The following is a 25810-nucleotide window of genomic DNA, read 5'->3' on the forward strand; positions in this document are numbered from 1 at the left end:
GATACGTCGTCGCGGCGCGATGCACTGTTCACAAATCGCGCCTCTGGCGGCTCTGGGGGCCGGTCGCTACCTCTAGCGCCAACAATCAACGCCAAGCGGCGCATCAGGATGCATGAAAATGGAACTTGGCCTCTACACTTTCGCGGATGTCAGCCCGGAGCCGGGCCCCGGCGCCATCGGCCCGCACGAACGGCTGCGCAACCTGATCGAGGAGGTCGAGCTGGCCGACCAGGTCGGTCTCGACGTGTTCGGCCTCGGCGAACACCATCGCCCCGACTATGCGGCCTCGGCGCCGGTCGTGGCGCTGGCCGCGGCCGCGGAGCGGACGAAGCGGATCAAGCTCACCAGCGCGGTCACGGTGCTTTCTTCCGACGATCCGGTGCGGGTCTTCCAGCAGTTCGCGACGCTCGACCTTCTGTCCGGCGGCCGCGCCGAGATCATGGCCGGGCGCGGCTCCTTCATCGAATCGTTCCCGCTGTTCGGTTACAATCTCGAGGACTATGACGAGCTCTTCGCCGAGAAGCTCGATCTCCTGCTTGCCATCCGCGACCAGGTGAAGGTGACGTGGCAGGGCAAGCTGCGCGCGCCGATCAACGGCCGCGGCGTCTATCCCCGACCTTTCCGGGACAAGCTGCCGATCTGGATCGCTATTGGCGGGACGCCGCAGTCCGCCGCCCGCGCCGGCGTGCTCGGCCTGCCGCTGGCGCTTGCCATCATCGGCGGCGAGCCGGCCCGCTTCGCGCCGCTGTTCGAGATCTATCGCGAGGCGGCAAGGCGCGCCGGCAACGATCCCGCCTCGCTCGCGACCAGCTTGAACGTGCATGGCTTCGTCGGCGAGACGACCGAGAAGGCGGCCGACGATTTCTACGCACCGCAAGCCGAGGTGATGAACCGCATCGGCCGTGAGCGCGGCTGGGGGCCGACCTCGCGGGCGCATTTCGATCAGGCGCGCGGGCCGAACGGCGCGCTGTTCGTCGGCGATCCCGAACAGGTGGCGGAAAAGATCGTCGCCCAGCACAAGATCTTCGGCAACGACCGCTTCCTGTTGCAGATGGCGATCGGCACCATGCCGCATGCCAAGGTCATGAAGGCGATCGAGCTCTACGGCACCAAGGTGGCGCCGGTCGTGCGCAAGGAAACGGTGAAGGCCGCGCCGGCGCCCGTCGCCTGAGCACGCCTGCCCAGCAAGATGCGCCCTCACCGCCGGCTAAGGAACCTTGGCGGCGGCGCGTACGTTTTCCTCGGCGATCGCGAGGGAACGGATGAAGGTCGAAACGAGCGCTTCGGGTTCGAACGTTGCCGAAAGCCCGGACGAGCGCGCCAGCGCCCGCGCCGAATTGCGCCTGATTCGATTGCTGCTGATCGGCATCTTCGTGCTGATAACGATCGCCGCGCTTTATTTCGCCCGCGCCTTCTTCATGCCGGTGATCCTCGCCTTCCTGCTGGCGCTGACGCTGACCCCGATCGTGCGCTTCCTGCGCAAGCGCGGCATCCCCGAGGTGGCCTCCGCGACACTGCTGGTGTTGCTGTCCCTCTTCGTCTTCGCCAGCGCCGGTTACCTGCTCAGCGGCCCGGTCATCGACCTCATCAACAACAGCTACTCGATCGGCGAGCAACTCACCGAGCGGCTGGCGCCTTTCAAGCGTCCGCTCGAGAGGGTCATGGATCTCTCGCGTCAACTGCAGGCCCTGACCGAGACATCGCAGGAACCGGGTGTGCAGAAGGTCGCGCTGGCGCCGTCCGGCATCCTGTCGACGGCGGCCAGCAACATTCTGGGAGCCGGCACGAGCATCACCCTCGTCTTCGTGCTGTCGCTGTTCCTGCTCGCCTCCGGCACCTTGTTCTACGAGAAGATCGTCCAGTCCTTCGCCCACCTCAGCGACAAGAAGCGCGCGCTGCGCATCGTCTATGACGTCGAGCACGAGATTTCCCATTACCTGCTTACCGTGGCGGCCATCAACGCCGGCCTCGGCACGGTGATCGGACTTGGCCTTTGGGGACTTGGGATGCCGAACCCGCAGGTCTGGGGCGCGGCCGCGGCGCTGCTCAACTTCCTGCCCTATGTCGGCGGGCTGATCACCTTGCTGCTGGTCACGATCATCGCGCTGATCAGCTTCGATACGATCCCCTACGCCCTGCTGGCACCCGCCTTCGTTTTGTTGTGCGACATCGTCGAGGGCCAGTTCGTGACCCCGACGGTGGTCGGCCGGCGGCTCGAGATAAACGCGGTGGCGATCTTCATCGCCATCGCCTTCTGGTCATGGCTCTGGGGTTTCGTCGGCGCGCTGATGGCGGTGCCGCTGCTGGTGGTCATCAAGGTGTTCTGCGACCATTTCGATGGCCTCAGCCATGTCGGCAATTTCCTCGCCGCGCAGCAGACCATGGCGATCGACGACGAGGCCGGCGATAACAACCACAAATCCGGCGCGTGAGGCCTGGCCCAATCTGCATGTCCGGCCGGCTGTTTGCGGCGCCCATGGCGAGTGCCTATATCGGTCCGGTCTAGCTGGACCCGCCTGCATGAATGACTTCGATCTCGCGCTGCGCAACAACCGCCTGTCTATCCATCATCTCGGCGGCCGCAGCGAGCAGCGGGAAATCGCCTCGGCGACCGGCCTCGCCGACGTGCTGGAAGGCCAGTTCGCCATCGTCATTCCCGACCGCGCCGAGTTCGAGGCCCGGTTGCGGCAGAAGCAAATCGTGGAGACCTGACCAATGACGGCCCTTTCGGTTCTCGACCTGTCGCCGATCACGCAGGGCAGCAATGCCTCGCGGTCGCTGGCCAATTCGCTCGACCTTGCCCGCCATGCCGAGCGGCTTGGCTACAAGCGCTACTGGCTCGCCGAGCACCACAACATGCCGGGCATTGCCAGTGCCGCGACGTCGGTTGTCATCGCCCATGTCGCCGGCGGCACCAAGACTATCCGCGTCGGCGCCGGCGGCATCATGCTGCCCAACCATGCGCCGCTGGTGATTGCCGAGCAGTTCGGCACGCTGGCAGCACTTTTCCCCGGCCGCATCGATCTCGGCCTCGGTCGCGCGCTAGGCACCGATATGATGACGGCGCGGGCGCTTCGCCGCAACCTGGAGGCCAGCGACAACTTCCCCCAGGACGTGGTCGAGCTGATGGGCTATTTCCAGCCGGCCGAGGAAGGTCAGCGCATCCGCGCGGTGCCGGGCGAAGGCCAGGACGTGCCGGTCTGGATCCTTGGCTCCAGCCTCTATGGCGCGCAGCTCGCGGCGCTGCTTGGGCTGCCCTATGCTTTTGCCTCGCATTTCGCGCCGGCCGAACTCGACCACGCCCTGGAGGTCTATCGCACCCGTTTCCAGCCGTCGGCGCAGCTCGACAGGCCTTATGTGATGCTCGGCCTCAATGTCTTTGCAGCACCCACCGATGCCGAGGCGAAGCTTTTGTTCACCTCGCTGCAGCAGGCCTTCGTCAACCTGCGCAGCGGCCGGCCCGGCCAGCTGCCGCCGCCGGTCGAAAACTACGACCGCGACCTTGATCCCGTCGCCAGATCCATGCTGGCCCAGGCGCTGTCCTGTGCCGTCGTCGGCGCGCCGGAGACGGTCCGCCAGGGCATCGACGCCTTCGTGTGCCGCACCGGCGCCGACGAATTGATGGTGACGGCGCAGATGTTCGACCACACCGCGCGGGTGCGCTCCTTCGAGATCCTCGCGGACGTGCGCAGATCGATGTCGCAAGCCGCCTGACCGCTGGGCGCCTGTCGACCGGGGGGCGCAAGCGATCGCGGAAAACACATCTTTCTGAAGCTCCACGCAACTCCGTTCGCAGGCATTCACGCCCCGATCATGGCGACCGCGACGTTTTTGCCCGCGCCGGATTTACCTCGGTCCGGGCGTATCGGGCGGCAAATCGGCCGCAAAATTGGCGATTTAGCACCGTTCCCGGCAGAGGATCGGCTTGGTGGATGCGTTGCGCAGGATGCTTGCGCCTCGTGCCGCCTGTTCTTATATACGCGCCAACCGCCCGGCCTTGAAACCGGGGACCGTGGCGGAATTTCTTGTGAACAGGGGCTTTCGTCGGAACGCCTTATCAGGGTCCTGAGAGCCTGCTTAGAGGAGAGACTAGAACAATGGCAAAAGTAATCGGTATCGACCTCGGAACCACCAACTCCTGCATCGCCATCATGGACGGCAAGGAGCCAAAGGTTATCGAGAATGCGGAAGGCGCGCGCACGACCCCTTCCATCGTCGCCATCAACAGCGATGGCGAACGCCTCGTCGGCCAGCCGGCCAAGCGCCAGGCGGTCACCAATCCTGAAAACACCATCTTCGCGGTCAAGCGCCTGATCGGCCGCCGCTATGACGATCCGGTGACGGAGAAGGACAAGAAGCTTGTCCCCTACAAGATCGTCAAGGGCGACAATGGCGATGCCTGGGTCGAGGCAGGCGGCAAGAAGCTTTCGCCCAGCCAGATCTCGGCCATGATCCTGCAGAAGATGAAGGAAACGGCGGAAGCCTATCTCGGCGAGAAGGTCGAGAAAGCGGTCATCACCGTTCCGGCCTATTTCAATGATGCCCAGCGCCAGGCGACCAAGGACGCCGGCAAGATCGCCGGCCTCGAAGTGCTGCGCATCATCAACGAGCCGACGGCTGCCGCACTTGCCTATGGTCTGGAGAAGAAGGACGGCAAGACCATCGCCGTCTATGACCTTGGCGGCGGCACGTTCGACATTTCGGTGCTCGAGATTGGCGACGGCGTCTTCGAGGTGAAGTCGACCAATGGCGACACCTTCCTCGGTGGCGAGGACTTCGACATGCGCCTGGTCGAGTACCTGGCGGCCGAGTTCAAGAAGGAGCAAGGCATCGACCTCAAGGCCGACAAGCTCGCCCTGCAGCGCCTGAAGGAAGCGGCCGAGAAGGCCAAGATCGAGCTGTCGTCGACGACGCAGACCGAGATCAACCTGCCCTTCATCACTGCCGACGCCAGCGGGCCGAAGCACCTGACGATGAAGCTCACCCGGGCGAAGTTCGAGAGCCTGGTCGAGGACCTCGTCCAGCGCACCATTGACCCCTGCAAGGCGGCGCTCAAGGATGCCGGCCTGAAGGCGGGCGAGATCGACGAAGTGGTGCTGGTCGGCGGCATGACACGCATGCCCAAGATCCAGGAGATCGTGAAGCAGTTCTTCGGCAAGGAGCCGCACAAGGGCGTCAACCCGGATGAGGTGGTCGCGCTCGGCGCCGCCATCCAGGCCGGCGTGCTGCAGGGCGACGTGAAGGACGTGCTGTTGCTCGACGTGACGCCGCTGTCGCTCGGCATCGAGACGCTGGGCGGCGTTTTCACCAGGCTGATCGAACGCAACACCACGATCCCGACTAAGAAGAGCCAGGTGTTCTCGACGGCCGAGGATTCGCAGTCGGCGGTGACCATCCGCGTCTTCCAGGGCGAGCGCGAGATGGCGGCCGACAACAAGCTGCTCGGCCAGTTCGATCTGGTCGGCATTCCGCCGGCTCCGCGCGGCGTGCCGCAGATCGAGGTCACCTTCGACATCGACGCCAACGGCATCGTCAACGTCTCGGCCAAGGACAAGGGCACTGGCAAGGAGCACCAGATCCGCATCCAGGCTTCGGGCGGTCTGTCCGATGCCGACATCGAGAAGATGGTGAAGGACGCCGAGGCAAATGCCGAGGCCGACAAGAAGCGCCGCGCCCTCGTCGAGGCCCGCAACCAGGCCGAATCGCTGGTGCATTCGTCCGAGAAGTCGCTGAAGGACTATGGCGACAAGGTCTCGGAGGCCGACCGCACCGCGATCGCCGACGCGATTGCGGCGCTGAAGTCCGCAGCCGAAGGCGATGACGTGGCCGATATCGAGGCCAAGTCGCAGTCGCTCGCCGAAGCTTCGATGAAGCTTGGCCAGGCCATGTACGAGGCCTCGCAGAAGGAAGCGGCCGAAGCCGACGCCAAGGCGGACGCCGCCAAGGATTCGGACGTGGTCGACGCCGACTTCGAGGAAATCGACGAAGACGACGACAAGAAGAAGTCGGCCTGAGCCGGCTGACGGCCACATAATGCGAAAAGCCCGGCGCAAGGCCGGGCTTTTTTGCAACCTTCACCGAAAAAGTGCGGACCTGGCCCAAAAATTGACGGAAAAATACCGGTGAGCACGGCTCGGCTCTGGCATCCGGGCAACATCGCTCCTAAATCGAACAACGTGCCGGCGACGACGCGACAATGCTTGAAGACATTGAGCATCCGGACAGCGGGAAAAAATGAAAGCTGATTTCTACGAAACGCTGGGCGTGCAAAAAGGCGCCGACGACAAGGAGCTGAAGAGCGCTTTCCGCAAACTCGCCATGCAGTTCCATCCCGACCGCAACCCCGGCGACCATGCCTGCGAGCACAAGTTCAAGGAAATCAACGAAGCCTACGAGACGCTGAAGGACCCGCAGAAGCGCGCGGCCTATGACCGTTTCGGCCACGCCGCCTTCGAGCAGGGCGGCATGAACGGCGCAGCGCACGGCTTCGGCGCCGGCGGCTTCGCCGACATCTTCGAAGACATTTTCGGCGACATGATGGGTGGCCGCCAGCGCCGCTCGTCGGGCGGCCGCGAGCGCGGGGCCGACCTGCGCTACAACATGGAAATCTCGCTGGAAGAGGCGTTTTTGGGCAAGACGGCGCAGATCCGCGTGCCGGCATCGATTTCCTGTTCGGAATGCTCCGGCAGCGGCGCCAAGCCCGGCACGCAGCCGGTCACCTGCGCGATGTGCCACGGCCATGGCAAGGTGCGGGCAACGCAAGGCTTCTTCTCGATCGAGCGCACCTGCCCGCAATGCCAGGGGCGCGGCCAGACGATCAAAGACCCCTGCCCGAAATGCGCCGGCCAGGGCCGCGTCACCGAGGAGCGTTCGCTGTCGGTCAACATCCCGGCCGGCATCGAGGACGGAACTCGCATCCGGCTTGCCAATGAGGGCGAGGCCGGCCTGCGCGGCGGCCCATCGGGCGACCTCTACATCTTCCTTGCCGTCAAGCCGCACGAATTCTTCCAGCGCGACGGCGCCGACCTCTACTGCAAGGTGCCGATCTCGATGACGACCGCCGCCCTCGGCGGCTCGTTCGAGGTCACCACGCTCGACGGCACTCAGACCAAGGTGAAAGTGCCGGAAGGCACCCAGAACGGCCGCCAGTTCCGGCTGAAGGGCAAGGGCATGCCGGTGCTGCGGCAGCCCAATGTCGGCGATCTCTACATCCAGACGGCGGTCGAGACGCCGCAGAACCTGTCGCGGCGCCAGCGCGAGCTCCTGGAAGAGTTCGAGCAGCTCTCCTCGAAGGACAATTCGCCCCAGTCGAGCGGCTTCTTCGCCCGCATGAAGGACTTTTTCGAATCCTTCGGCGAGCCCTGAGTGGGGTGCGGCAGGGGTTGACGCGCTGCCTCAGCGTCATCAACATCTTATGCCAGATCTTGCCTTGCCTTGTTCCACCTAGCTGCTAAGTAGCGGGTCGGGGAGCGTTGAGGAGAGCTCGCATGGCACGTGGTCCCGGGTTGCGCAAAGCGCTGGCGGAAAAATTCGACGACGAGCTGAAGTTCTTCAAAGGCTGGATCGACAAGCCGAAAGCTGTCGGCTCGATCGTTCCCACCAGTTCCGTGACCGCCCGCAAGATGGCCTCGATCGTCAACCCGAAATCGGGCCTGCCGGTGCTGGAGGTCGGCCCCGGCACCGGCGTCATCACCCGCGCCATCCTCGCCCAGGGCGTGAAGCCGGAGAACCTCTACGCGATCGAATACTCGACCGACTTCGTGCGCCATCTGCGCCGGCTCTATCCGCGCGTCAACGTCATCGAGGGCGACGCCTTCAACCTCGACGCAACACTCGGCGACAAGCGCGACTTGGTGTTCGATTCGGTCGTCTCCGGCGTGCCGCTGCTCAATTTCCCAGTCGCCCAGCGCATCGCCTACATCGAAAGCCTGCTCGACCGCATTCCCGTCGGCCGGCCGATCGTGCAGCTGACCTACGGCCCGCTGTCGCCGATCCCGCCCGGCCGCGGCGACTACACGGTCAAGCATTTCGATTTCATCATCCGCAACATTCCGCCTACGCAGCTGTGGATCTACCGACGCGAGGCATGTTGACCGAAAGCGCTTGGACATCGAAAGCGCTTGGGGATTGATCGCTCTTCGGCCTATACGTCGTTCGACAGGTGGCCGATGGCAGTAATCCCAAGAATCCTCGTTTTCGCAGGCTCGATCCGCACCGGCGCTTTCAGCGGCCGGACGGCCGATGTCGCGCAAAAGGAACTCGCCATGCAGGGTGCGGAGGTGACCCGCATTTCGCTCGGCGACTATCCGCTGCCGATCATGGACGAGGATCTTGAGAAGGACAAAGGCATTCCCGAGAATGCCGTGAAGCTCGGCCATCAGATATCCGCCCATGACGGGCTGCTGATCGCGACGCCTGAATACAACGGCTCGATCCCGCCGCTCTTGAAGAATTCGATCGACTGGGTGAGCCGGCTCCGGCGCGACGGCAGCCGCTCGTTCAGGCCGCTTTACGGCAAGCCCGTCGCGCTCTGCTCCTCCTCCGAGGGCAAGTTTGCCGGCATACGCTGCATCAACCATCTGCGCGCGGTGCTGGTGCGCTGCCAGATGGAAGTGATCACGCCGGAATGCTCGGTTTCCGGCGCCGATGAAGCCTTCGCCGAGGACGGACAATTCCGCGACGCCAGACTGCACCAATCGATGGAGCGCCTATGCCGTACACTGATCGAAACCTCGCGCATGCTGTCCGTGAGGATCGAGGTCTGATGCATCCGGTCGAGACCATGCGCGACAGGCTGATCGTCGGCCTCGACGTGCCGACGCTGAAGGAAGCCGAACAGACGGTGCGCGCGCTCGAAGGCAGCGTCTCTTTCTACAAGATCGGCTATCAGCTCGCCTTCGCCGGCGGGCTCGATTTCGCGCGCGAGCTCGCCAGCGGCGGCACCAAGGTCTTCCTCGACATGAAGCTGCTCGACATCGACAACACGGTGGCCAAGGGGGTCGAGAATATCGTCAGGATGGGGGTCTCGATGCTGACACTGCATGCCTATCCCAAGGCTATGCAGGCGGCGGTGGAAGCAGCCAAAGGCAGCGAGCTCTGCCTGCTCGCGGTGACCGTGCTGACCTCGATGGACGAGCAGGACATGATCGATGCCGGCTATGAATACGATCCGCACACGCTGGTGCTGAGGCGCGCCGAACAGGCGCTGCATGCCGGCATGGGCGGCATCGTCTGCTCGGCCGAGGAGGCCGAAACCGTGCGCCGGATCGTCGGTCCCGACATGGCCGTGGTCACGCCGGGTATACGGCCGAGCGGCAGCGCCCATGGCGACCAGAAGCGTGTGGTGACGCCGGCGCAGGCGATCCGCAACGGCTCCAGCCACCTTGTCGTCGGCCGGCCGATCGTCAAGGCGCCGGATCGGCGGGCGGCGGCCGAGGCTATCTTGGCCGAAATGTGCTCGGCATAGGGCCGATCCGGTTTGCGAACCGAAACAGGAGAAAATGATGCCAAAGGGATATTGGGTTGCCCGCGTCGATGTGCGCGACCCGGAAGGCTACAAGGACTATGTCGCCGCCGCCAAACCGGCTTTCGAGCGCTTCGGCGCGAAATTCCTGGCGCGCGGCGGCAAGCATGAGAAGGCCGAGGGGCCTGGCCGCGCGCGCAACGTGATCATCGAGTTCGAATCGCTTGCCGCCGCGCATGACTGCTACCACTCGCCGGAATATCAGCGCGCCGTCGCCATTCGCCAGAAAGTGGCTGACGGCGAGATCGTGCTGGTCGAGGGGGTTTAGGCCCAGGGCGCATCGTCCTGCCTTGACATGATCAAAGAGTGCGGTGGCGCAGAGCAAGATTTGCAGCGATCCTTCGCGCCCCCCTCTGTCCCGCCGGCGTCTCAAAGCCGCTCCGCTGCCGCAGACCGGTCCAATTCCCTAAGCTTGTACCCTCAGCCGGCTGGTCGCCGTCTCCGCCATCGCATCCGCCAGGCTCATGCTCCATTGCCTGCGGCAATAGTCGCGGAAATCGAAGCAGGGCAGGCCGGGACAGACTTCGAACTCGATGAGATGGACGGTGTCGTCGGCCTCGACCCTGAAGTCGACCGAGAAGACGTCCTTCAGGCCAAGCCCGGCGATCAGCTCCTGCGCGATGGCGCGGATCGCGCGATCGGCCGCCGGCTGGCTGGCGGCGACCTGCTCGAGCTCCGGCTCGGCATAGGTGCCTGCGTCCCTGGCGGCTTGGCCGCTATCGCCGTAGAGCGCCATGGAGTCGGCCATGGTCTGGAAGTCGCCGCCGGACTCGACGAAGGCGATGCCGAGCGCCTCGACGCCGGTATCCGGCTTCAGACCGAGGAAGCTTGCCCGCACATTGCGGCCGGCGACATAAGGCTGGACGACGACATCGTCGCGATAATGGTCAAAGACCCGCCGGCTGAGCTCCAGCGCATGACCAAGATCGCGACAGCGCGAATCCGGCCAGATGCCGATCTTGGCGCCGAGCCGGTTTGGTTTGACGAACCAGCCGGCGGACGAGGCCGACGGCTCGACCAGCCATTTCCCATTTCGGGCCAGCCCGGCCGGCGGCACCGGCAGGCCAAGCGCGCCGAGCACGGCGCCGGAGCGGAACTTGTCCTGGCAGAGCGCGAACAGCGAATCGTCGGCGCCGATCGTCTTCAGTCCGTTCAGCCTTGCCAGCGCAGGCGAAGCGCCGCCGCGGAAATAGGCGATGCCGTCGGTCAGCGTCCAGACCAGGGTTTTGGCGGGATCGGCGTTCGCCAAGACGGTCGCGGCGTCGTCCAGCTCGACGGCCATCAAGGTGAGGCCGCGCGTTTCGCAAGCGGCGGCGAGCTGGCCGAATTCGGGCGCGAGGTCGGTCGACTGCGCCAGATAGGACGATATCTCGGTTGCGCGTTCCGTCTGGTAGCCGTCGGCGACCAGCCGGTCGAAGCAAGCCCTCTCCGGCTCATGGACAAGGATCAGCGTCGGCCCGTTGCTCGGCATGGAAGCTCCCAGAAAAGTCTGGTGCTACCATCGCATGGCGGTTGCAATCGGCTTTCAGGAAACCGACCTGAGCGAGCGATAATGCGCAAGCCGCTCAGGCGATCAGCACGCGGGGCTCGAAGCGGCCCCGGACCGGAATGTCGAGCAGGAAGGTCATGCCGGCCTGAGGATCGAGCTTGCGCTGCTTGTCGTCCTTGCCTTTCCAGGCCGATGTCACCGCAAGGCGGTCGGCGTTCGGCCCGACAAAGGCGGGGCAGGAAGGCTGGGTTACCGGCATCGGGATTTCGCGCAGCAGCATGCCGTCCGGCGAATAGGCCTTCACCGCCTTGCCGCCCCAGACGGCGTTCCACAGCACCCCGTCGCGGTCGACGACCGAGCCGTCGACATAGCCTTTTTGCGAACGATGATCGACGAAGATGTTCGGCTCGCCCGTCGGCAGGCCGGTCGCCGGATCGCAAGCGACGCGCATCAGAAGCCCGGTCGCCGTATCGGTGTAGTAGGCGATCGTCCCGTCGTCGGAAAAGCAGATCGAGTTGGACACGGTAATGTCGGAGAACAGTCGGCGAAGCTCGCCCTTGAAGAACCAGTAGATCGCGCCGGCGCCCTTGCCCTCGTCCTTGCCCATCGTGCCGGTCCACAACGCGCCGCAGGGATGGACGCGGGAATCGTTGGAGCGGGTCAGCGGATTGTCAGCTTCGATCGGCGTGTGCAGCGTCAACTTGCCGGTCGCCACATCGCGGACCTGCAGGCCGATCTCGGTGGCGATCAGCTGGCGGGCATCGTCGATGACGGCGATGGCGCTGGCCATCACGCCGAGATCATGGATTTTCAGCGCGCCGGCGAGCGGCTTTTCCAGAAGCTTGCCATTGACGATGTCGAACCAGAACAGTGTCTCGGTGCCGGGATCGTAGCTCGGTCCCTCCCCCAACTGGCAAATGTGATCGCTGAAGACCGAAACGCTGTCCATCAAATCCCTCCGAAGGCTTCGTCCCAGGCCGCGACCGCGGCGCGGGCGCGCTCAGCCACTTCATCGACGCTGGCGCCCGGCTTATAAAGGCTCGACCCCAGGCCGAAGACGCTGACGCCGACGGCTTTGTAGCCGGCAAAATCCTTGTCCGAAACACCGCCGACGGCGCCGATCAGCGCCGTTGCCGGCAGCACGGCGCGGATCGCCGAAATGCCGCCGGCGCCGAGCACGCTTGCCGGGAAGAATTTAAGCGCCGAAGCACCGAGCCTGATCGCCTGGAAGGCCTCGGTGGGCGTGAACACGCCCGGCATCGTCACCATGCCATACTGCATGGCGCGGCCCATGACATCGGCATCGATGTTGGGGCTGACCAGCAGCCGGCCGCCGGCCTTGTGCAAGGCATCGACATCGGCCGCCGTCAGCACCGTGCCGGCGCCGACCAGCGCGGTTTCCGGAAGGACTTCGGCGATCCTGGTGATCGACGAAAACGGTTCCGGCGAATTGAGCGGCACCTCGATCGCCTCGATGCCAGCGTCGAAGATCGCCTGGCCTATTGAGATCGCCTCTGTCGGCTTGAGGCCACGCAAGATGGCGACCAGCCCGCGTTTCAGTCTCGGAAAGGGTGCTGTCTGCGTCACGCGTCGCCTCCGATCATGCGGTTCTCGCGCGCGGCTTCGACAAGGCCGGCGCGCACCGCTTCATCCGCATCGACGACCCGAAAAGCAAGACCGGCGAAGCCAAGAGCGGCGCCATAGAGCGAAGCCAGCGCGCCGGAAGCGATCAGCACGACGGGCGCTTCACTGATGCCGTAGCGCCGCTTCGCCGAAGCGATCTCGCCGCCGATCAACAGCCCGGACAGGCACGCCGCCGCCTCGTCGGATTTCAAATCTTGCAGCAGCCCGGCGGCGCGGATCGCAAACAGCTTTGAGGTAACGTCGCCGCCTTCGCCCAGCGCCCGCTCGCACCACTGACGGAAGAACGGACCATCCGCCGTGACCGGTGCCGGATGTTCGCCCAGCGAATGTTTCAGGATCGAATGCGCGGCCAATACCGAAAACAACTCGCCGGTCGGCCAGGTGCCGAAGCCGGCGACCGCGCCGTCCTCGGCCACGACCCATTTGGAATGGGTGCCCGGCATGCAGACGATGTGGCGCCCCGTTGGCGGCAGATTCGCGCCGGCAAGCTGCGTTTCCTCGCCGCGCATGACATCCGGCGCGTCGGCGAGGCGCTGTGCGAGGCCGGGCACGATACGGATGTCGCGGCGCTCGCCTTCGATGCGGGCGGCACCTGCCAAGATGGCGCCGATCGGGGCAGGCACGGTGACGTATGGCGCCTCGATCCAGCCCTGGCGGGAACCCGCCATGCCGCAGATGATGACGGGCAGGGACTTCGGCGCGCCCATGGCGGCGAGATGGCCTTCCAGCACCGTCGCAAAACCCTTTTCGCGCGCCGTGATCAGGCCGTCGTCGCCGCGCCGCTCGGCGAGCAGCTGACCCGCGCCGTCGAGCAGCCAGGCCCTGAGCCTGGTCGTGCCCCAGTCGAGGGCGGCGACCGCAGGCGCGCCGCTCACAGCACGCCTCCGTCGACGATCAGCATTTGCGCGGTCAGCATGCGCGAGGCGTCCGACGCCAGGAACAGCACCGTGCCCACAATGTCGTCGGGCCGCATGGGCTCCTTGATGCATTGCTTGGCGACATGGGCGGCAAGCGCCTCCTCGGTAACCCAAAGCTCGCGCTGACGTTCGGTGATCACCCAGCCGGGCGCAACCGCGTTGACGCGGATGCCGTCGGCGCCGAGCTTGCCGGCAAGGCCTTTGGTGAGACCGAGGATACCGGCCTTGGCGGCGGTGTAAGCCGGCAGATCGGGATGGTTGATGAGGTAGGACGTGGAGCTGAAATTGATGATCGAGCCGCCGCCGGCGCGCTTCATGCCCGGCGCCACCGCCTGGGCGGTGAAGAAATGCGGCCGCAGGTTGATGGCTAGGTTGTTGTCCCAGAACTCGATGGTGACATCCTTCACCTCATGGCGATCGTCGAGCGCGGCATTGTTGACCAGCGCAATGACATCGCCATGCGCTTTTGCCGCCTTCGCTACCGCGGCGCGCAGCGCCTCGACGTCGCGCAGATCAGTCTTGAGATAGAGCGGACGCCGGCCAAGCTCCCTTTCCAGACGGTCGGCCAGCGCCGTGCTGGGCTTGTCGGCGATGTCGATGAAGGCGACCTTGGCGCCTTGCCGCATGAAGCCCTCGGTCAGCGCCGCGCCGATGCCGGAACCGCCGCCGGTGATCAACACCGAGGCGCCGTCGAGGTCGGCGAAACGCGCCGATGGCATCATGATTTCTGTCTCCCTTTGGCCGGCGCGCATCCTAGCCATGCCGGCCCCGGGAGCAAGGGTGAAAAGGCGATTTCGGCGGCAATATGTCTGACAAAATAGCAGCCGCGCTTCCGTGAGGCGCAGACGGGTCGGCTTGGATCGCAGGTTGGTCGATCAGATCGCCTTGGCGCGCAGCGCGCCGCGATAGGAATCGCGCAGATAGCCAAGCGTGGCGTCGGCATCGACGGGCTTGCCGAACAGATACCCCTGGCCACCCGCGCAGCCGAACTGGACGAGGCGGTCGGCCTGCGCTTCCTCCTCTATGCCTTCGGCCACAACGTCCATGCCGAGTCCTTCGCACATGGCGAGAATGGCACGGACGATGTGTTCCGAGGGGCGGTCTTCGAGGATCGAGGAAACGAAGGCGCGATCGATCTTCAGCTTGTCGAAATGGAATTCGCGCAGGCGCCCGAGCGACGACTGGCCGGTGCCGAAATCGTCGAGCGAGACGCGGATGCCGACGCGGCGCAGATCCTCGACGATCTTCTCGGCCGAAGCCGGGTCGGTCATCAGGCCGGTTTCGGTGATCTCGATCTCCAGCCGGCGCGGATCGAATCCGGTGCGGTCGAGGATCGCTAGGATATGCAGGCCGGTGTTCTGGTCGACAAGCTGCGACGGCGACAGGTTGAAGGACAGGAACAGGTCCTTCGGCCAGTTGCGCGCCGCCTCGGTCGCCTTGCGCAGCACCAGCTGCGACAGCGGGCCGATGATGCCGCGCTCCTCGGCGATGGGAATGAACACGCTCGGCGGCACCATGCCGAGATCGCGATCGGTCCAGCGAGCCAGCGTCTCGAAGCCGATGGTGCGGCGACTGGTGAGGTCGACGATCGGCTGGAAATGCGGCTCGACCTCGCCGGCCGAGACGGCGCGGCGCAGCGCCTGCTCGATGCGGGTGACGCGCTTGGCGGCCTCCTCCATCTCGCGTGTGTAGACGACGACGCGGCCGCGGCCCGAGCGCTTGGCGTGGTAGAGCGCGGTCTCGGCCTTGTTGATCAGGATCTCTGTGGTCTCGTCGCCGGAATAAAACAGCGAGCAGCCGACCGAAGCCGACAATCTGGCGGTGCGCTCGCCGACATCATAGGGCGCCGACAGGATCTCGATCAGCATGCGCGATTTTTCGGCGGCCTGCTCCTCGCTGAACACCATCGGGTAGAGGAAGGCGAACTCGTCGGCGCCGATGCGACAGACGGTGGAGTAGCCATCCATCGAGGCGCGCAAGCGCATAGCCACCTGGATCAGGATGTCGTCGCCGGCCTTGTGGCCGAACAGGTCGTTGATCGGCTTGAAGCCGTCGAGGTCGAGGATGCCGACGGTGAATGGCGCGGGATCGTCGGCGCGATCGCTGATCAGGCGATCGACCTTGTCGTAAAAGCGACGATGGTTGCCAAGTCCGGTCAGCGGATCGGTGAAGGCCAGATCCGCGTTTTCCCTGCCTGGCTGCCCGGTGCCAAACGTCGTTTGCATCATGTCCCTGTTCTGACGGGGGAATTTGTAACCAGACTGGCAGCAAAGCGTTTAGGAAAGGTATCGGAAAATCGATTTTCTGAAGATCGCGAAAATGGGCCTTGGCGCCATGCCTGGCGGTCCAGGGTCTTTGGCGATGGAGGCTTAAACCGGGCATTAACAGCTTCAATAAATAGTAAAGCGGCCCGGAGACGCCGGCATTTGGGACCGGCATTGGCGCGGCTGGTCGGCTGGGCCCGGGCACCGGAGATAGGCATGCCGCACGAGGTCCGCAACGAGCCGGCGATCGCCGTGCTCCTGCCCTGCTACAATGAGGAGCTGACGATCGGTGAGGTCGTGCGGCGCTTCCGCGAGACGCTGTCCTCCGCGACGATCTATGTCTACGACAACAATTCGAAGGACCTGACCGCGCTCAGGGCCCGCGCGGCCGGCGCGGTCGTCGTGCGCGAACCGCGTCAGGGCAAGGGCAATGTCGTGCGCCGCATGTTCGCCGACATCGACGCCGACATCTATGTGATGGCGGACGGCGACGGTACCTACGCGCCGGAAGATGCGCCGCAGCTGATCAACACACTCTTGACCGAGCGCTCGGACATGGTGGTGGGCACCCGGCGGGGCGTCACCGACGACGCCGGCCGCTCCGGCCACGCCTTCGGCAACCGCATCTTCAACCGGCTCTACAAGGGCCTGTTCGGCGCCGATTTCACCGATATCTTTTCCGGCTACCGGGTCTTTTCGCGGCGCTTCGTCAAGAGCTTCCCGGCGGTTTCCGGCGGCTTCGAGATCGAGACCGAGATGTCGGTCCATGCCTCGCAGCTCAAGCTGCCGGTGAACGAGATGGCGCTCGACTACGGCCGCCGCCCGGAAGGCTCATCGTCGAAGCTGTCGACGTTCAGAGACGGCGCCAGGATCCTGTGGATGTTCGCCATGTTGGTGAAGGAGACGCAGCCGCTGCGTTTCTTCGGCACGTTTGCCCTGTTCTTCCTGGCGGCCAGCATCGGGCTGATGATCCCGGTGCTGATCGAGTTCGCCGAGACAGGACTTGTTCCGCGCATGCCGACCTGGGTGCTGTCCGTTGGCCTGCTCCTCTTGTCCATGCTGGCGATGGTCACCGGGCTGATCCTCGATTCGGTGTCGCGCGGCCGGGCCGAACAGAAGCGCATCTTCTATCTTTCCATCCCTGCCGGCCGCATCGAGCGACGCGCCGGCTTCAACGGCGAGGCCTCCCCGACGAGGGAGCCGGGCAAGCCCTCGCGAGCCGCCTGATGGTCCGGCTTGCCCGCTTCGTGCTTGCCGGCGGCATCGGCTTCGTCGCCGATGCGGCCGCGCTCTGGCTGCTGCTTTCCGTCACGCCGCTCGGACCGCTGGCGGCACGCGTGCTGTCGATCGGCTTCGCGCTCACCGTCACCTGGCAGATCAACCGGCATTTGACCTTTGCGCCGTCGAGCCGAGGCATCGCGCAGGAGGGCGCGCGTTACGGCGGGGTTGGCGTCGCCACCAGCATCGTCAATTATCTCGCCTATTGTGCCCTTCTGTTCGCGCTGCCCTCCCTGCCGCCGCTGGCGGCGCTGACGGTCGCCTCGCTGGTCGCGATGGCGCTGTCCTTCGTCGGCTATTCCCGGCTGGTCTTCGACCGATAATCTCTGGCCGATTGGCAGAAGCCGCCGATTTCCCTATATCGGCGGCAGAGATTGCCGGAGACCCGAGATGCCGTTGAAAATCGCCGTCCAGATGGACCATGTCTCGACGGTGTCGATCGCCGGCGACACCACGTTCGCGCTGTCGCTGGAAGCGCAGCGGCGCGGCCACAAGCTTTTCCACTACACGCCAGACCGGCTGTCGATGCGGGGCGGCAAGGTGTTCGCGCGCGCCGAGGAGATGCAGGTGCGCGACGAGAAGGGCAGCCATTATTCGCTAGGCGAGCCGGTGCGCACCGATCTGTCGGAGATGGACGTGGTGCTGCTCAGGCAGGACCCGCCCTTCGACATGAACTACATCACCACCACCCACATTCTGGAACGCATCCATCCGAAGACGCTGGTGGTCAACGACCCGGCCTGGGTGCGCAACAGCCCGGAAAAGATCTTCGTCACCGAATTCCCGGACCTGATGCCGGAGACGCTGATCACCAAGGATCCGCAGGAGGTGGCCGCCTTTCGCAAGGAGTTCGGCGACATCATCGTCAAGCCGCTCTACGGCAATGGCGGGGCGGGCATCTTCCATCTGCACGAGGCCGACCGCAACCTCGCCTCGCTGCTCGAAATGTTCGGCCAGCTGTTCCGCGAGCCCTATATCGTGCAGCGCTACCTCAAGGACGTGCGCAAGGGCGACAAGCGCATCATCCTGATCGACGGCGAGCCGGTGGGCGCCATCAACCGCGTGCCGGCCGAGCACGATTCGCGCTCCAACATGCATGTCGGCGGCCGCGCCGAGAAGACCGAGCTGACGGAGCGCGAACGCGAGATCTGTGCCCGCATCGGGCCGGCGCTCAGGGAACGCGGCTTCATCCTCGTCGGCATCGATGTCATCGGCGACTACATGACCGAGATCAACGTCACCTCGCCGACCGGCGTGCGCGAGGTGCGGCGCTTCGGCGGCGCGGACATTGCTGCCCTGTTCTGGGACTGCGTCGAAGGGAAGCGGAAGTAGCGCCCCTCAGCTGCCCGGTGGGCGGGACCGTATGTTCCCGTAATGTTCTTGCTTAAGCCGCAAATCTGTGGTTGTCTAACCTGATCCCGCTCGCCGCCTGATCGCAGGACCGGCGAGCGAGCCGGTATCCGGGGGCTTGAGACAAGATGGTAGCGCGGGTTCGCACGGTGGCTTTCCAGGGCATCGAGGCCGTGCCGGTCGATGTCCAGGTGATGATCGCGCCGGGCAAGGTCGGCATGCAGATCGTCGGTTTGCCGGACAAGGCGGTGGCAGAGAGCCGGGAACGCGTGCAGGCCGCGCTTCATGCCTCCGGCCTGTCGATGCCGTCGAAGAAGGTGACGGTGAATCTCGCGCCGGCGGACCTGCCCAAGGAAGGCAGCCACTACGATCTGCCGATCGCGCTCGGATTGATGGCCGCGCTCGGCGCCATTCCGGGCGATATGCTGGCCGGCTATGTCGTGCTCGGCGAATTGTCGCTCGACGGCACCATCGCCGCTGTCGCCGGCGCGCTGCCGGCGGCGATCGGCGCCAACGCCGAAGGCAAAGGGCTGATCTGTCCGTTCGCCTGCGGGCCGGAGGCAGCCTGGGCCGGCAAGGATTTCGATATCCTGGCGCCGCGCAGCCTGATCGCCATCGCCAACCATTTTCGCGGCACCCAGGTGCTGTCGCGTCCCGAGGCCGGCATCCAGGTCGCCGCGCGCGATCTGCCGGACCTTGCCGACATCAAGGGCCAGGAAAGCGCCAAGCGGGCGCTGGAAGTGGCGGCGGCGGGCGGCCACAATCTCCTGATGGTCGGACCGCCGGGCTCGGGCAAGTCGATGCTGGCGCAAAGGCTGCCCTCGATCTTGCCGCCGCTGGCGCCGAAGGAGCTGCTCGAGGTCTCGATGATCGCGTCGGTGGCGGGCGAGCTCGGCGAAGGCAAGCTGACAGACCGACGGCCGTTCCGCGCGCCACATCATTCGGCGTCGATGGCGGCGATGGTGGGCGGCGGCTTGCGCGTGCGGCCGGGCGAAGTGTCGCTTGCGCATCACGGCGTGCTGTTCCTCGACGAGTTCCCGGAATTCGCGCCGCAGACGTTGGACGCGCTGCGCCAGCCGCTGGAGACCGGCGACTGCGTGATCGCGCGCGCCAACCACCGCGTCACCTATCCGGCGCGCATCCAGCTGGTGGCGGCGATGAACCCGTGCCGCTGCGGCATGTCGGGCGAGCCCGGCTATCGCTGCCTGCGCGGCGAGCGCTGCCGCACCGAATACCACGCGCGCATTTCCGGCCCGCTGCTCGACCGCATCGATCTCAGGATCGAAGTGCCGGCGGTCTCGGCAAGCGACCTGATCCGGCCGGACAAGGCCGAGGCCAGTGCCGCTGTGGCGCAGCGCGTGGCGCGCGCCCGGGCCATGCAGCGCGAGCGGCTGGAAAGGCTGGGTGCGGCGGCCACCACCAACGCGCACTGCCCGCCTTCGGTCATCGAGGCGATCGCCAGGCCCGACGCCGCCGGGCTGACGCTGCTCAAGGACGCCAGCGAAAAGCTCGCCTTCTCGGCGCGAGCCTATCACCGCGTGCTGAAGGTCGCGCGGACGCTCGCCGATCTCGACGCCAGCGAAACCGTCGGCCGCATCCATCTCGCCGAGGCGATCTCCTACCGCATGAGCGCGGAGCGCATGGCGCAGGCGGCGTAAGGTCCCTGGCGAGCTTCGCGGCGCTACCCCGCCCGGTCCTTCGCCTTCAGCTCCAGCCTGCGCGCATGCAGCACCGGCTCGGTGTAGCCGTTGGGCTGGACTGTCCCCTTGAACACCAGGTCGCAGGCGGCCTGGAAGGCGATCGACTTGTCGAAATCCGGCGCCATCGGCCGGTAGAACGGGTCGCCGACATTCTGGCGATCGACGATCGCCGCCATGCGCTGCAGCGAATCCCGGACCTGGATCTCCGAGCACACCTTGTGGCGCAGCCAGTTGGCGATGTGCTGCGAGGAAATGCGCAGCGTGGCGCGGTCCTCCATCAGGCCGACATCGTTGATATCGGGCACTTTCGAGCAGCCGACGCCCTGATCGATCCAGCGCACGACATAGCCGAGAATGCCTTGCGCGTTGTTGTCGAGCTCGCGCTGGATCTCGTCCGGCGTCCAGTTCGGCCGCACCGCCACGGGCACCGACAGGATGTCGTCGAGCCTGGCCTTCGGCCGGCTCCTCAGCGCCGCCTGCACGGCGTGCACATCCACTTTATGATAGTGCGTGGCGTGCAGCGTCGCCGCGGTCGGCGACGGCACCCAGGCGGTGTTGGCGCCGGCCTTGGGGTGCGCGATCTTCTGTTCCAGCATCGCCGCCATCAAATCCGGCATCGCCCACATGCCCTTGCCGATCTGGGCGTGGCCGGCGAGGCCGCATTCCAGGCCCGTATCGACGTTCCACGCCTCATAGGCGGAAATCCAGGCCGCCTGCTTCATGTCGCCCTTGCGGATCATCGGGCCGGCTTCCATCGAGGTGTGGATCTCGTCGCCGGTGCGGTCGAGGAAGCCGGTGTTGATGAACACGACGCGCTCCCTTGCGGCGCGGATCGCTTCCTTGAGGTTGACGGTGGTCCGCCGCTCCTCGTCCATGATGCCCATCTTGATGGTGTTCTTGGCCATGCCGAGCAGGGCCTCGACGCGATCGAAGATTTCCACGGCGAAGCCGACTTCCTCCGGCCCGTGCATCTTGGGCTTCACCACATACATCGAGCCGGCACGGGAGTTGGCGCGGCGGCCGTTGTCGCCGACATCGTGCAGCGCAATCAGCGCGGTGAGCGCCGCGTCCATGATGCCTTCCGGCACCTCGTTGCCGTCGCGGTCGAGGATCGCCGGATTGGTCATCAGGTGGCCGACATTCCTCACCAGCATCAGCGAGCGTCCGGGCAGCAGCAGCTGGCCGCCATTCGGCGCCGTGTAGCGGCGGTCCGGATTTAGCTTGCGGACAAAGCTCTTGCCGGCCTTGGTGATCTCTTCCGCCAGATCGCCCTTCATCAGCCCGAGCCAGTTGCGATAGACGACGACCTTGTCCTCGGCATCGACCGCGGCGACCGAATCCTCGCAATCCTGAATGGTGGTCAGGGCGGCCTCGAGGACGACGTCGGCAATGCCGGCCGCATCGGTCTTGCCGATCTGACTGGCATGGTCGACGACGATCTCGATATGCAGGCCGTTCTTTACCAGAAGCACGGCTTCCGGCGTGGCGGCGTCGCCGCGGTAGCCGACGAACTGCTTCGGGTCGGCAAGCGTGGTGGCGCCGGCGCCTTCGCCGACCTTCAGCGCGCCGTTCGCCACCGAGAGCCCGTTGATGCCGGCCCATTTGCCGGTGGTGAGCGGCACGGACTGGTCGAGGAAGTCCCTGACCCAGGCGATCACCTTGGCGCCGCGCGTGGGATTGAACGCCTTGGCTCTTTCGGCACCTGCGGTCTCGGGAATGGCGTCGGTGCCGTAGAGCGCGTCATAAAGCGAGCCCCAGCGCGCATTGGCGGCATTGAGCGCATAGCGCGCGTTCATCACCGGCACGACCAGCTGCGGCCCGGCGACGACCGCGATCTCCGGATCGACATTTTCGGTCGAGACGCTGAAGGCCGGGCCTTCCGGCACCAGATAGCCGATCTCCTCGAGGAAAGTTCTGTACAGCTCCATGTCGACCGGCGCGCCGTTGGCGCGGTACCAGTCGTCCAGCCTCTCCTGCATGGCGTCGCGCTTGGCGAGCAGCGCGCGGTTCTTCGGCGCGAGGTCGTGGACGATGGCGGAAAAGCCCTCCCAGAACTTTTCCGGATCGATGCCGGTGCCGACTGCTGCCTCCTCGGCGACGAAGTCATGGAGCTCCCGGGCAATCTGCAACCCGGCGATCTCGATGCGGTCGGTCATCAGCACGTCTCCAGATGGGTAGGCTTTGCCGGGGCTTTGACATGTTTGGGGTTCAAGGGTCAATTCGGCTTAGGGTGAAGGTGCGGCGCGGTTTCCCTTCTCCCCTTGTGGGAGAAGGTGGATCGGCGCGCAAGCGCCGAGACGGATGAGGGGTGTTCCAGCGGAGTGCGGCGCTGGTGTTCCCTGGAGCACCCCTCATCCGTCGCCTCCGGCGACACCTTCTCCCACAAGGGGAGAAGGGGGAAGGCGCGCTCACATCGCAATCCTTGGGCGCCCTGAGGCCACCGCCACCACATGCGCCTCGATGAACATGCGCTGGTTCTCGACCGTCGAGACCTTGAACTCGGTGGACACATCGATTTCGGCGCTGTCGGTGCCGGCATTCTTCGCGCGTTCGGCGACGATCGCCCGCACGTCGGCTTCCGCCGCGGCGATCGCCTTCTCCTCCTCGGTGAAGTCGCGCACCGTCTGCCCCGAGGCGAGCCGGAAAAGCCCTTCCCTGGGCTGGCTGACGCGGGCTTCGGCTGAGACCCGCACCTGGCCGACGACCGCGCCGAGCGCGTTGGCGACGTCGGTGTCCTCCGGCACGATGCAGCCATTGCCGATCAGCGGCGGCAGGCCGGCGTAATGCAGCGGCGCCGAGGCGCCGAGGCCGATCACCGGCCGGTCGAGCGCGACGCTGAAGCGGGCGATGCCGGGATGCGCATCGACGGCGCGCTGCACCAGCGCGTGCGCGACGGTCGCGGCGCCGTCCAGCCCGTCCTCGGCGAAGGCGGTTTCGAGAATATATTCGGCCGACCAGCGCGTCAGCGTGACGAGCACGCGCTGGGCGAGCGCTTCCGGCGTCGCGGCGATCGCCTGGCCGCGGCCGTCGCGGCGGCGGGAAAACAGCTCGGCGCCGAGACGGGCGGCGGCGGGATCCCAGTTCGACTGCTTGCCGAGCACATGGGCGGCGTCGGACGGCGTGAAGCCGCAAATGTGCACCAGGCCGCGCGCCACCAGCCGGTTGAGCGTGGCGTTCTGGGCGTTGGAGCTGAGCAGCCGGTCGAGCGCCAGCGGGGTGGCGCCGATCGCCTCGTAGAGTTTCGCTTCCGGCGCGGTGAGGCCGGCGGCGAGGCGATCCGGCACGCCGGTGCGCACGGCAAAGCGCCCGTCCATGCGGCCGGGATTCGGCGCGCGCAGCTGCCGCTCCAGCTCGGCGGTGACCGCCTCGCCATGCGCCAGGCCGGCCAGCGCCAGCGGCACCAGGCGGCGCGGCCCGAGCAGGATCTTCGGGTCGAGCGCGCCGTCCTCCAGCGCCACTTCGGAGTCGCCGCCAAGGCCGAAGGTGCGCATGGCGACGGCTTCGACCATGGTGCGGAAGCCGCCGACGGTGGCGCCTTCCGGATCGAGCCGCGGCCGGCCGCTATCGAGCACCGCAACGTCGGTGGTGGTGCCGCCGATGTCCGACACCATGGCGTCGTCCAGCCCGGTCATGTGGCGGGCGCCGACCAGGCTGGCGGCCGGGCCGGAGAGGATCGTCTCGATCGGCCGCTGGCGGGCGAAAGCCGCCGACACCAGCGCGCCGTCGCCGCGCACCACCATCAGGGGCGCGGTGATGCCGCGCCGGCCAAGAAAGCTTTCGGTCGCCGCGACCAGCCGGTCGATCATCGAGATCAGCCGGGCGTTGAGCAGCGTGGTCAGCGCGCGGCGCGGACCGCCGAGCTTGGCCGAAAGCTCGTGGCTGGCGGTGACCGGCAGGCCGGTTTTTTCACGGATCAGGTCGCGCGCGGCGAGCTCATGCGCCGGATTGCGGGTGGCGAAATAGGCGCAGACGGCGAAGCCCGACACCGAACGCCCGAGCTCCGGCAATGCCGCCTCGAGGCCGCAAAGATCGAGCTTGGCGGCATTGCCGTACACGTCATGGCCGCCGGGGCAGAACACCACCGGATCGCTGCCGAGAGCCGTCTTCAGCCCGTCGCGAGCGAGGTCGGCCTCGGAAAAGCCGATCATCACCAGCGCCACGCGCCCGCCCTGGCCCTCGACCAGCGCGTTGGTGGCAAGCGTGGTCGACATCGACACCAGCTTGATCGCGGCCGGGTCGGTACCGGATTTTTCCAGCACCGCGTCGACCGCGCCGGAAATGCCGACGGCGAGGTCGTGGCGCGTCGTCAGCGCCTTGGCCTTGGCCAGCACCTTGCCCTTGCTCGGGTTGTCCAGGGGCCCGCCCTCCTCCGACCACAGCACGGCATCGGTATAGGTGCCGCCGGTGTCGATGCCGAGGAAGAGCGGTTTTGGCTTGGCGGTCATTTGGCGGTGGCAAGTCCGGGCAAGAGGTTTGGTGCCTGCCCCTTAGCCGATACGGGCCGGCGGATAAAGGCGGGAGCGATGGGCCAAGGGAGGGGCAAGCTCCCTTCTCCCCCTGTGGGAGAAGGTGGATCGGCGCGCAGCGCCGAGACGGATGAGGGGTGCTCCAGCTAGGCAAATACGCCCATCGGCATCATCGCCAAGGCTGCAGATCTTCGTCCCGCACATAGGCAATGATGGTATCGCAGACAGCATCGAGGTCCTTCAGAACGTCGTCATTCCAGAACCTCAACACGCGAAATCCCTTCGCCTTCAATTCGGCGTCGCGCTCCTGGTCGTGGGGCGAGTCCGCATGCTGACTGCCATCGATTTCGATGATAAGCCGAGCCTCGGCGCAAACGAAGTCGGCGACGAATCTACCCACTGGCACCTGCCGGCGGAACTTGATCTTGTCGAGACGGCGGCCGCGCAGCTCCTGCCACAGACGACCCTCCGCCTCTGTCGACTCGCGGCGCATCCGACGAGCGAAATTGCGCTTGGCCGGGGTTACGGGTTGATGCGGCAGGGCGGAAGACTCGGCCTCATTTCGTCCAATTCTCCAACATCGCACTCCGTCCAACACCCCTCATCCGTCTCGGCGCTGCGCGCCGAGCCACCTTCTCCCACAAGGGGAGAAGGGGTGCCCTACTCCGCCAGGTCCACCGTCTCGGTCGAATGCTCGACGCAGATGAAGCAGCAGGTGTCGCAGGGCTGGTCGTTGTCGGGGCCGACGCCGGCGGTGACGGAATCGTTGCCGACCACCCAGGCGCCCCAGCAGATGTGCTCGCCGGGCTCGCAGGAGATCGGCACGGATTTGCGCGCCTGCGGCCGGATCAAGAAAACCTTGTCGCCGCCCGGCCAGACCTTTTCGCTGTCGCGGCTGAACAGTTCCAGCGCGACGCCGTCGGAGCGCTGGTTGCGGACAAAGACCGACATGTCGGCGGCGAAGGCCGGCGCGGTGAGGAGAAGAGCGGCGAGCAGAGCGCGAATCATGGCGAGGGTTCCCGAGGGGGAGTAGAGCACGGGAAGCACCGGTAATCTCCCCCCTCGAGGCAGGGCTATCGCATATGAGTAAAGAGTTCATAGAAGAAGTCTTTGCTCCAGTTGGCCCTGCGCATCTTGCTGGCGATTGGTTTGTCGAGGGGATGGGCAGCCAAGATGTTT

The 25810-nt window shown here is 65.8% G+C and carries 24 protein-coding genes; 14 read left to right on the plus strand and 10 right to left on the minus strand.

Annotated features, from left to right (window positions below; translation table 11 throughout):
- The first annotated feature begins 118 nt into the window (after window positions 1-118).
- The 10 genes from EOA49_RS09685 (at window position 119) to EOA49_RS09730 (ending at window position 9791) form a co-directional block, all read left to right on the plus strand.
- Window positions 119-1171, plus strand: coding sequence for an LLM class flavin-dependent oxidoreductase (locus tag EOA49_RS09685; protein ID WP_095799007.1), 1053 nt, complete (start codon window positions 119-121; stop codon window positions 1169-1171).
- Between the two features lie 91 nt (window positions 1172-1262).
- Entirely contained in the window at window positions 1263-2432 is a 1170-nt protein-coding gene (locus tag EOA49_RS09690; protein WP_067003075.1) for an AI-2E family transporter, read from the plus strand.
- Window positions 2433-2520: 88 nt separating this feature from the next.
- Window positions 2521-2712 (plus strand): hypothetical protein, encoded by a 192-nt coding sequence (locus EOA49_RS09695; RefSeq protein WP_245425919.1) that lies wholly within the window; start codon window positions 2521-2523, stop codon window positions 2710-2712.
- Between the two features lie 3 nt (window positions 2713-2715).
- Entirely contained in the window at window positions 2716-3714 is a 999-nt protein-coding gene (locus tag EOA49_RS09700) for an LLM class flavin-dependent oxidoreductase (RefSeq protein ID WP_127239410.1), read from the plus strand.
- Window positions 3715-4097: 383 nt separating this feature from the next.
- Window positions 4098-6014 carry a molecular chaperone DnaK gene (dnaK, locus tag EOA49_RS09705; RefSeq protein WP_095782077.1) on the plus strand — a complete coding sequence of 639 codons (1917 nt, stop codon included), beginning with the start codon at window positions 4098-4100 and terminating at the stop codon, window positions 6012-6014.
- Window positions 6015-6234: 220 nt separating this feature from the next.
- Complete coding sequence (gene dnaJ, locus EOA49_RS09710; RefSeq protein WP_067003083.1) at window positions 6235-7365, plus strand: molecular chaperone DnaJ; 1131 nt, start codon at window positions 6235-6237, stop codon at window positions 7363-7365.
- A 122-nt stretch (window positions 7366-7487) separates the two neighbouring features.
- Window positions 7488-8093, plus strand: coding sequence for a phospholipid N-methyltransferase PmtA (pmtA, locus tag EOA49_RS09715; RefSeq protein WP_095799004.1), 606 nt, complete (start codon window positions 7488-7490; stop codon window positions 8091-8093).
- 75 nt (window positions 8094-8168) lie between these two features.
- A complete protein-coding gene (locus EOA49_RS09720) occupies window positions 8169-8765 on the plus strand; it encodes an NADPH-dependent FMN reductase (protein WP_067323746.1) in 597 nt (198 codons plus the stop codon).
- The gene (gene pyrF, locus EOA49_RS09725; protein ID WP_127239411.1) at window positions 8765-9466 is read left to right on the plus strand and encodes an orotidine-5'-phosphate decarboxylase; all 702 of its coding nucleotides are present in this window, start codon (window positions 8765-8767) and stop codon (window positions 9464-9466) included. Before EOA49_RS09720 ends, pyrF begins: the two co-directional genes overlap by 1 nt.
- A 37-nt stretch (window positions 9467-9503) precedes the next feature.
- The gene (locus tag EOA49_RS09730) at window positions 9504-9791 is read left to right on the plus strand and encodes a DUF1330 domain-containing protein (RefSeq protein WP_127239412.1); all 288 of its coding nucleotides are present in this window, start codon (window positions 9504-9506) and stop codon (window positions 9789-9791) included.
- A 138-nt stretch (window positions 9792-9929) separates the two neighbouring features.
- On the opposite strand, the gene EOA49_RS09735 is transcribed toward EOA49_RS09730, so the two are convergent.
- The 6 genes from EOA49_RS09735 to EOA49_RS09760 all read right to left on the minus strand — a co-directional run bounded on the left by EOA49_RS09735 (window position 9930) and on the right by EOA49_RS09760 (window position 15798).
- Window positions 9930-10994: a D-alanine:D-lactate ligase-like protein gene (locus EOA49_RS09735; protein ID WP_127239413.1), complete on the minus strand. Its 1065-nt coding sequence runs from the start codon at window positions 10992-10994 to the stop codon at window positions 9930-9932.
- A 94-nt stretch (window positions 10995-11088) separates the two neighbouring features.
- A complete protein-coding gene (locus EOA49_RS09740) occupies window positions 11089-11961 on the minus strand; it encodes an SMP-30/gluconolactonase/LRE family protein (protein ID WP_164746632.1) in 873 nt (290 codons plus the stop codon).
- Entirely contained in the window at window positions 11961-12599 is a 639-nt protein-coding gene (locus EOA49_RS09745) for a 2-dehydro-3-deoxy-6-phosphogalactonate aldolase (protein WP_095827319.1), read from the minus strand. Before EOA49_RS09745 ends, EOA49_RS09740 begins: the two co-directional genes overlap by 1 nt.
- Complete coding sequence (locus tag EOA49_RS09750; RefSeq protein WP_067323736.1) at window positions 12596-13531, minus strand: 2-dehydro-3-deoxygalactonokinase; 936 nt, start codon at window positions 13529-13531, stop codon at window positions 12596-12598. Before EOA49_RS09750 ends, EOA49_RS09745 begins: the two co-directional genes overlap by 4 nt.
- A complete protein-coding gene (locus tag EOA49_RS09755) occupies window positions 13528-14295 on the minus strand; it encodes an SDR family oxidoreductase (protein WP_127239415.1) in 768 nt (255 codons plus the stop codon). The genes EOA49_RS09750 and EOA49_RS09755 overlap by 4 nt, the downstream gene beginning before the upstream one ends.
- A gap of 153 nt (window positions 14296-14448) precedes the next feature.
- The gene (locus tag EOA49_RS09760; protein ID WP_127239421.1) at window positions 14449-15798 is read right to left on the minus strand and encodes an EAL domain-containing protein; all 1350 of its coding nucleotides are present in this window, start codon (window positions 15796-15798) and stop codon (window positions 14449-14451) included.
- A 255-nt stretch (window positions 15799-16053) separates the two neighbouring features.
- On the opposite strand from EOA49_RS09760, the gene EOA49_RS09765 reads away from it, so the two are divergent.
- From EOA49_RS09765 to EOA49_RS09780, 4 genes are all read left to right on the plus strand, one after another.
- Complete coding sequence (locus EOA49_RS09765; protein ID WP_127239416.1) at window positions 16054-17064, plus strand: glycosyltransferase; 1011 nt, start codon at window positions 16054-16056, stop codon at window positions 17062-17064.
- Entirely contained in the window at window positions 17064-17438 is a 375-nt protein-coding gene (locus EOA49_RS09770) for a GtrA family protein (protein ID WP_127239417.1), read from the plus strand. Before EOA49_RS09765 ends, EOA49_RS09770 begins: the two co-directional genes overlap by 1 nt.
- 67 nt (window positions 17439-17505) lie before the next feature.
- On the plus strand, window positions 17506-18447 hold the full coding sequence (gshB, locus tag EOA49_RS09775; RefSeq protein ID WP_127239418.1) for a glutathione synthase: 942 nt from the start codon (window positions 17506-17508) through the stop codon (window positions 18445-18447).
- A gap of 146 nt (window positions 18448-18593) precedes the next feature.
- Complete coding sequence (locus EOA49_RS09780) at window positions 18594-20123, plus strand: YifB family Mg chelatase-like AAA ATPase (RefSeq protein WP_127239419.1); 1530 nt, start codon at window positions 18594-18596, stop codon at window positions 20121-20123.
- A gap of 23 nt (window positions 20124-20146) precedes the next feature.
- Here the strand turns inward: EOA49_RS09780 and EOA49_RS09785 are convergent, their stop codons facing one another.
- The 4 genes from EOA49_RS09785 to EOA49_RS09800 all read right to left on the minus strand — a co-directional run bounded on the left by EOA49_RS09785 (window position 20147) and on the right by EOA49_RS09800 (window position 25639).
- Window positions 20147-22321 carry a malate synthase G gene (locus EOA49_RS09785; RefSeq protein WP_127239420.1) on the minus strand — a complete coding sequence of 725 codons (2175 nt, stop codon included), beginning with the start codon at window positions 22319-22321 and terminating at the stop codon, window positions 20147-20149.
- Window positions 22322-22573: 252 nt separating this feature from the next.
- Window positions 22574-24610: a hydantoinase/oxoprolinase family protein gene (locus tag EOA49_RS09790; protein WP_127243131.1), complete on the minus strand. Its 2037-nt coding sequence runs from the start codon at window positions 24608-24610 to the stop codon at window positions 22574-22576.
- Window positions 24611-24800: 190 nt separating this feature from the next.
- Window positions 24801-25172 carry a DUF559 domain-containing protein gene (locus EOA49_RS09795; RefSeq protein ID WP_067323727.1) on the minus strand — a complete coding sequence of 124 codons (372 nt, stop codon included), beginning with the start codon at window positions 25170-25172 and terminating at the stop codon, window positions 24801-24803.
- 119 nt (window positions 25173-25291) lie between these two features.
- A complete protein-coding gene (locus EOA49_RS09800) occupies window positions 25292-25639 on the minus strand; it encodes a hypothetical protein (RefSeq protein ID WP_127242250.1) in 348 nt (115 codons plus the stop codon).
- Window positions 25640-25810: the final 171 nt, after the last annotated feature.

Source organism: Mesorhizobium sp. M1A.F.Ca.IN.020.04.1.1 (assembly GCF_003997315.1).
Lineage (GTDB): Bacteria > Pseudomonadota > Alphaproteobacteria > Rhizobiales > Rhizobiaceae > Mesorhizobium.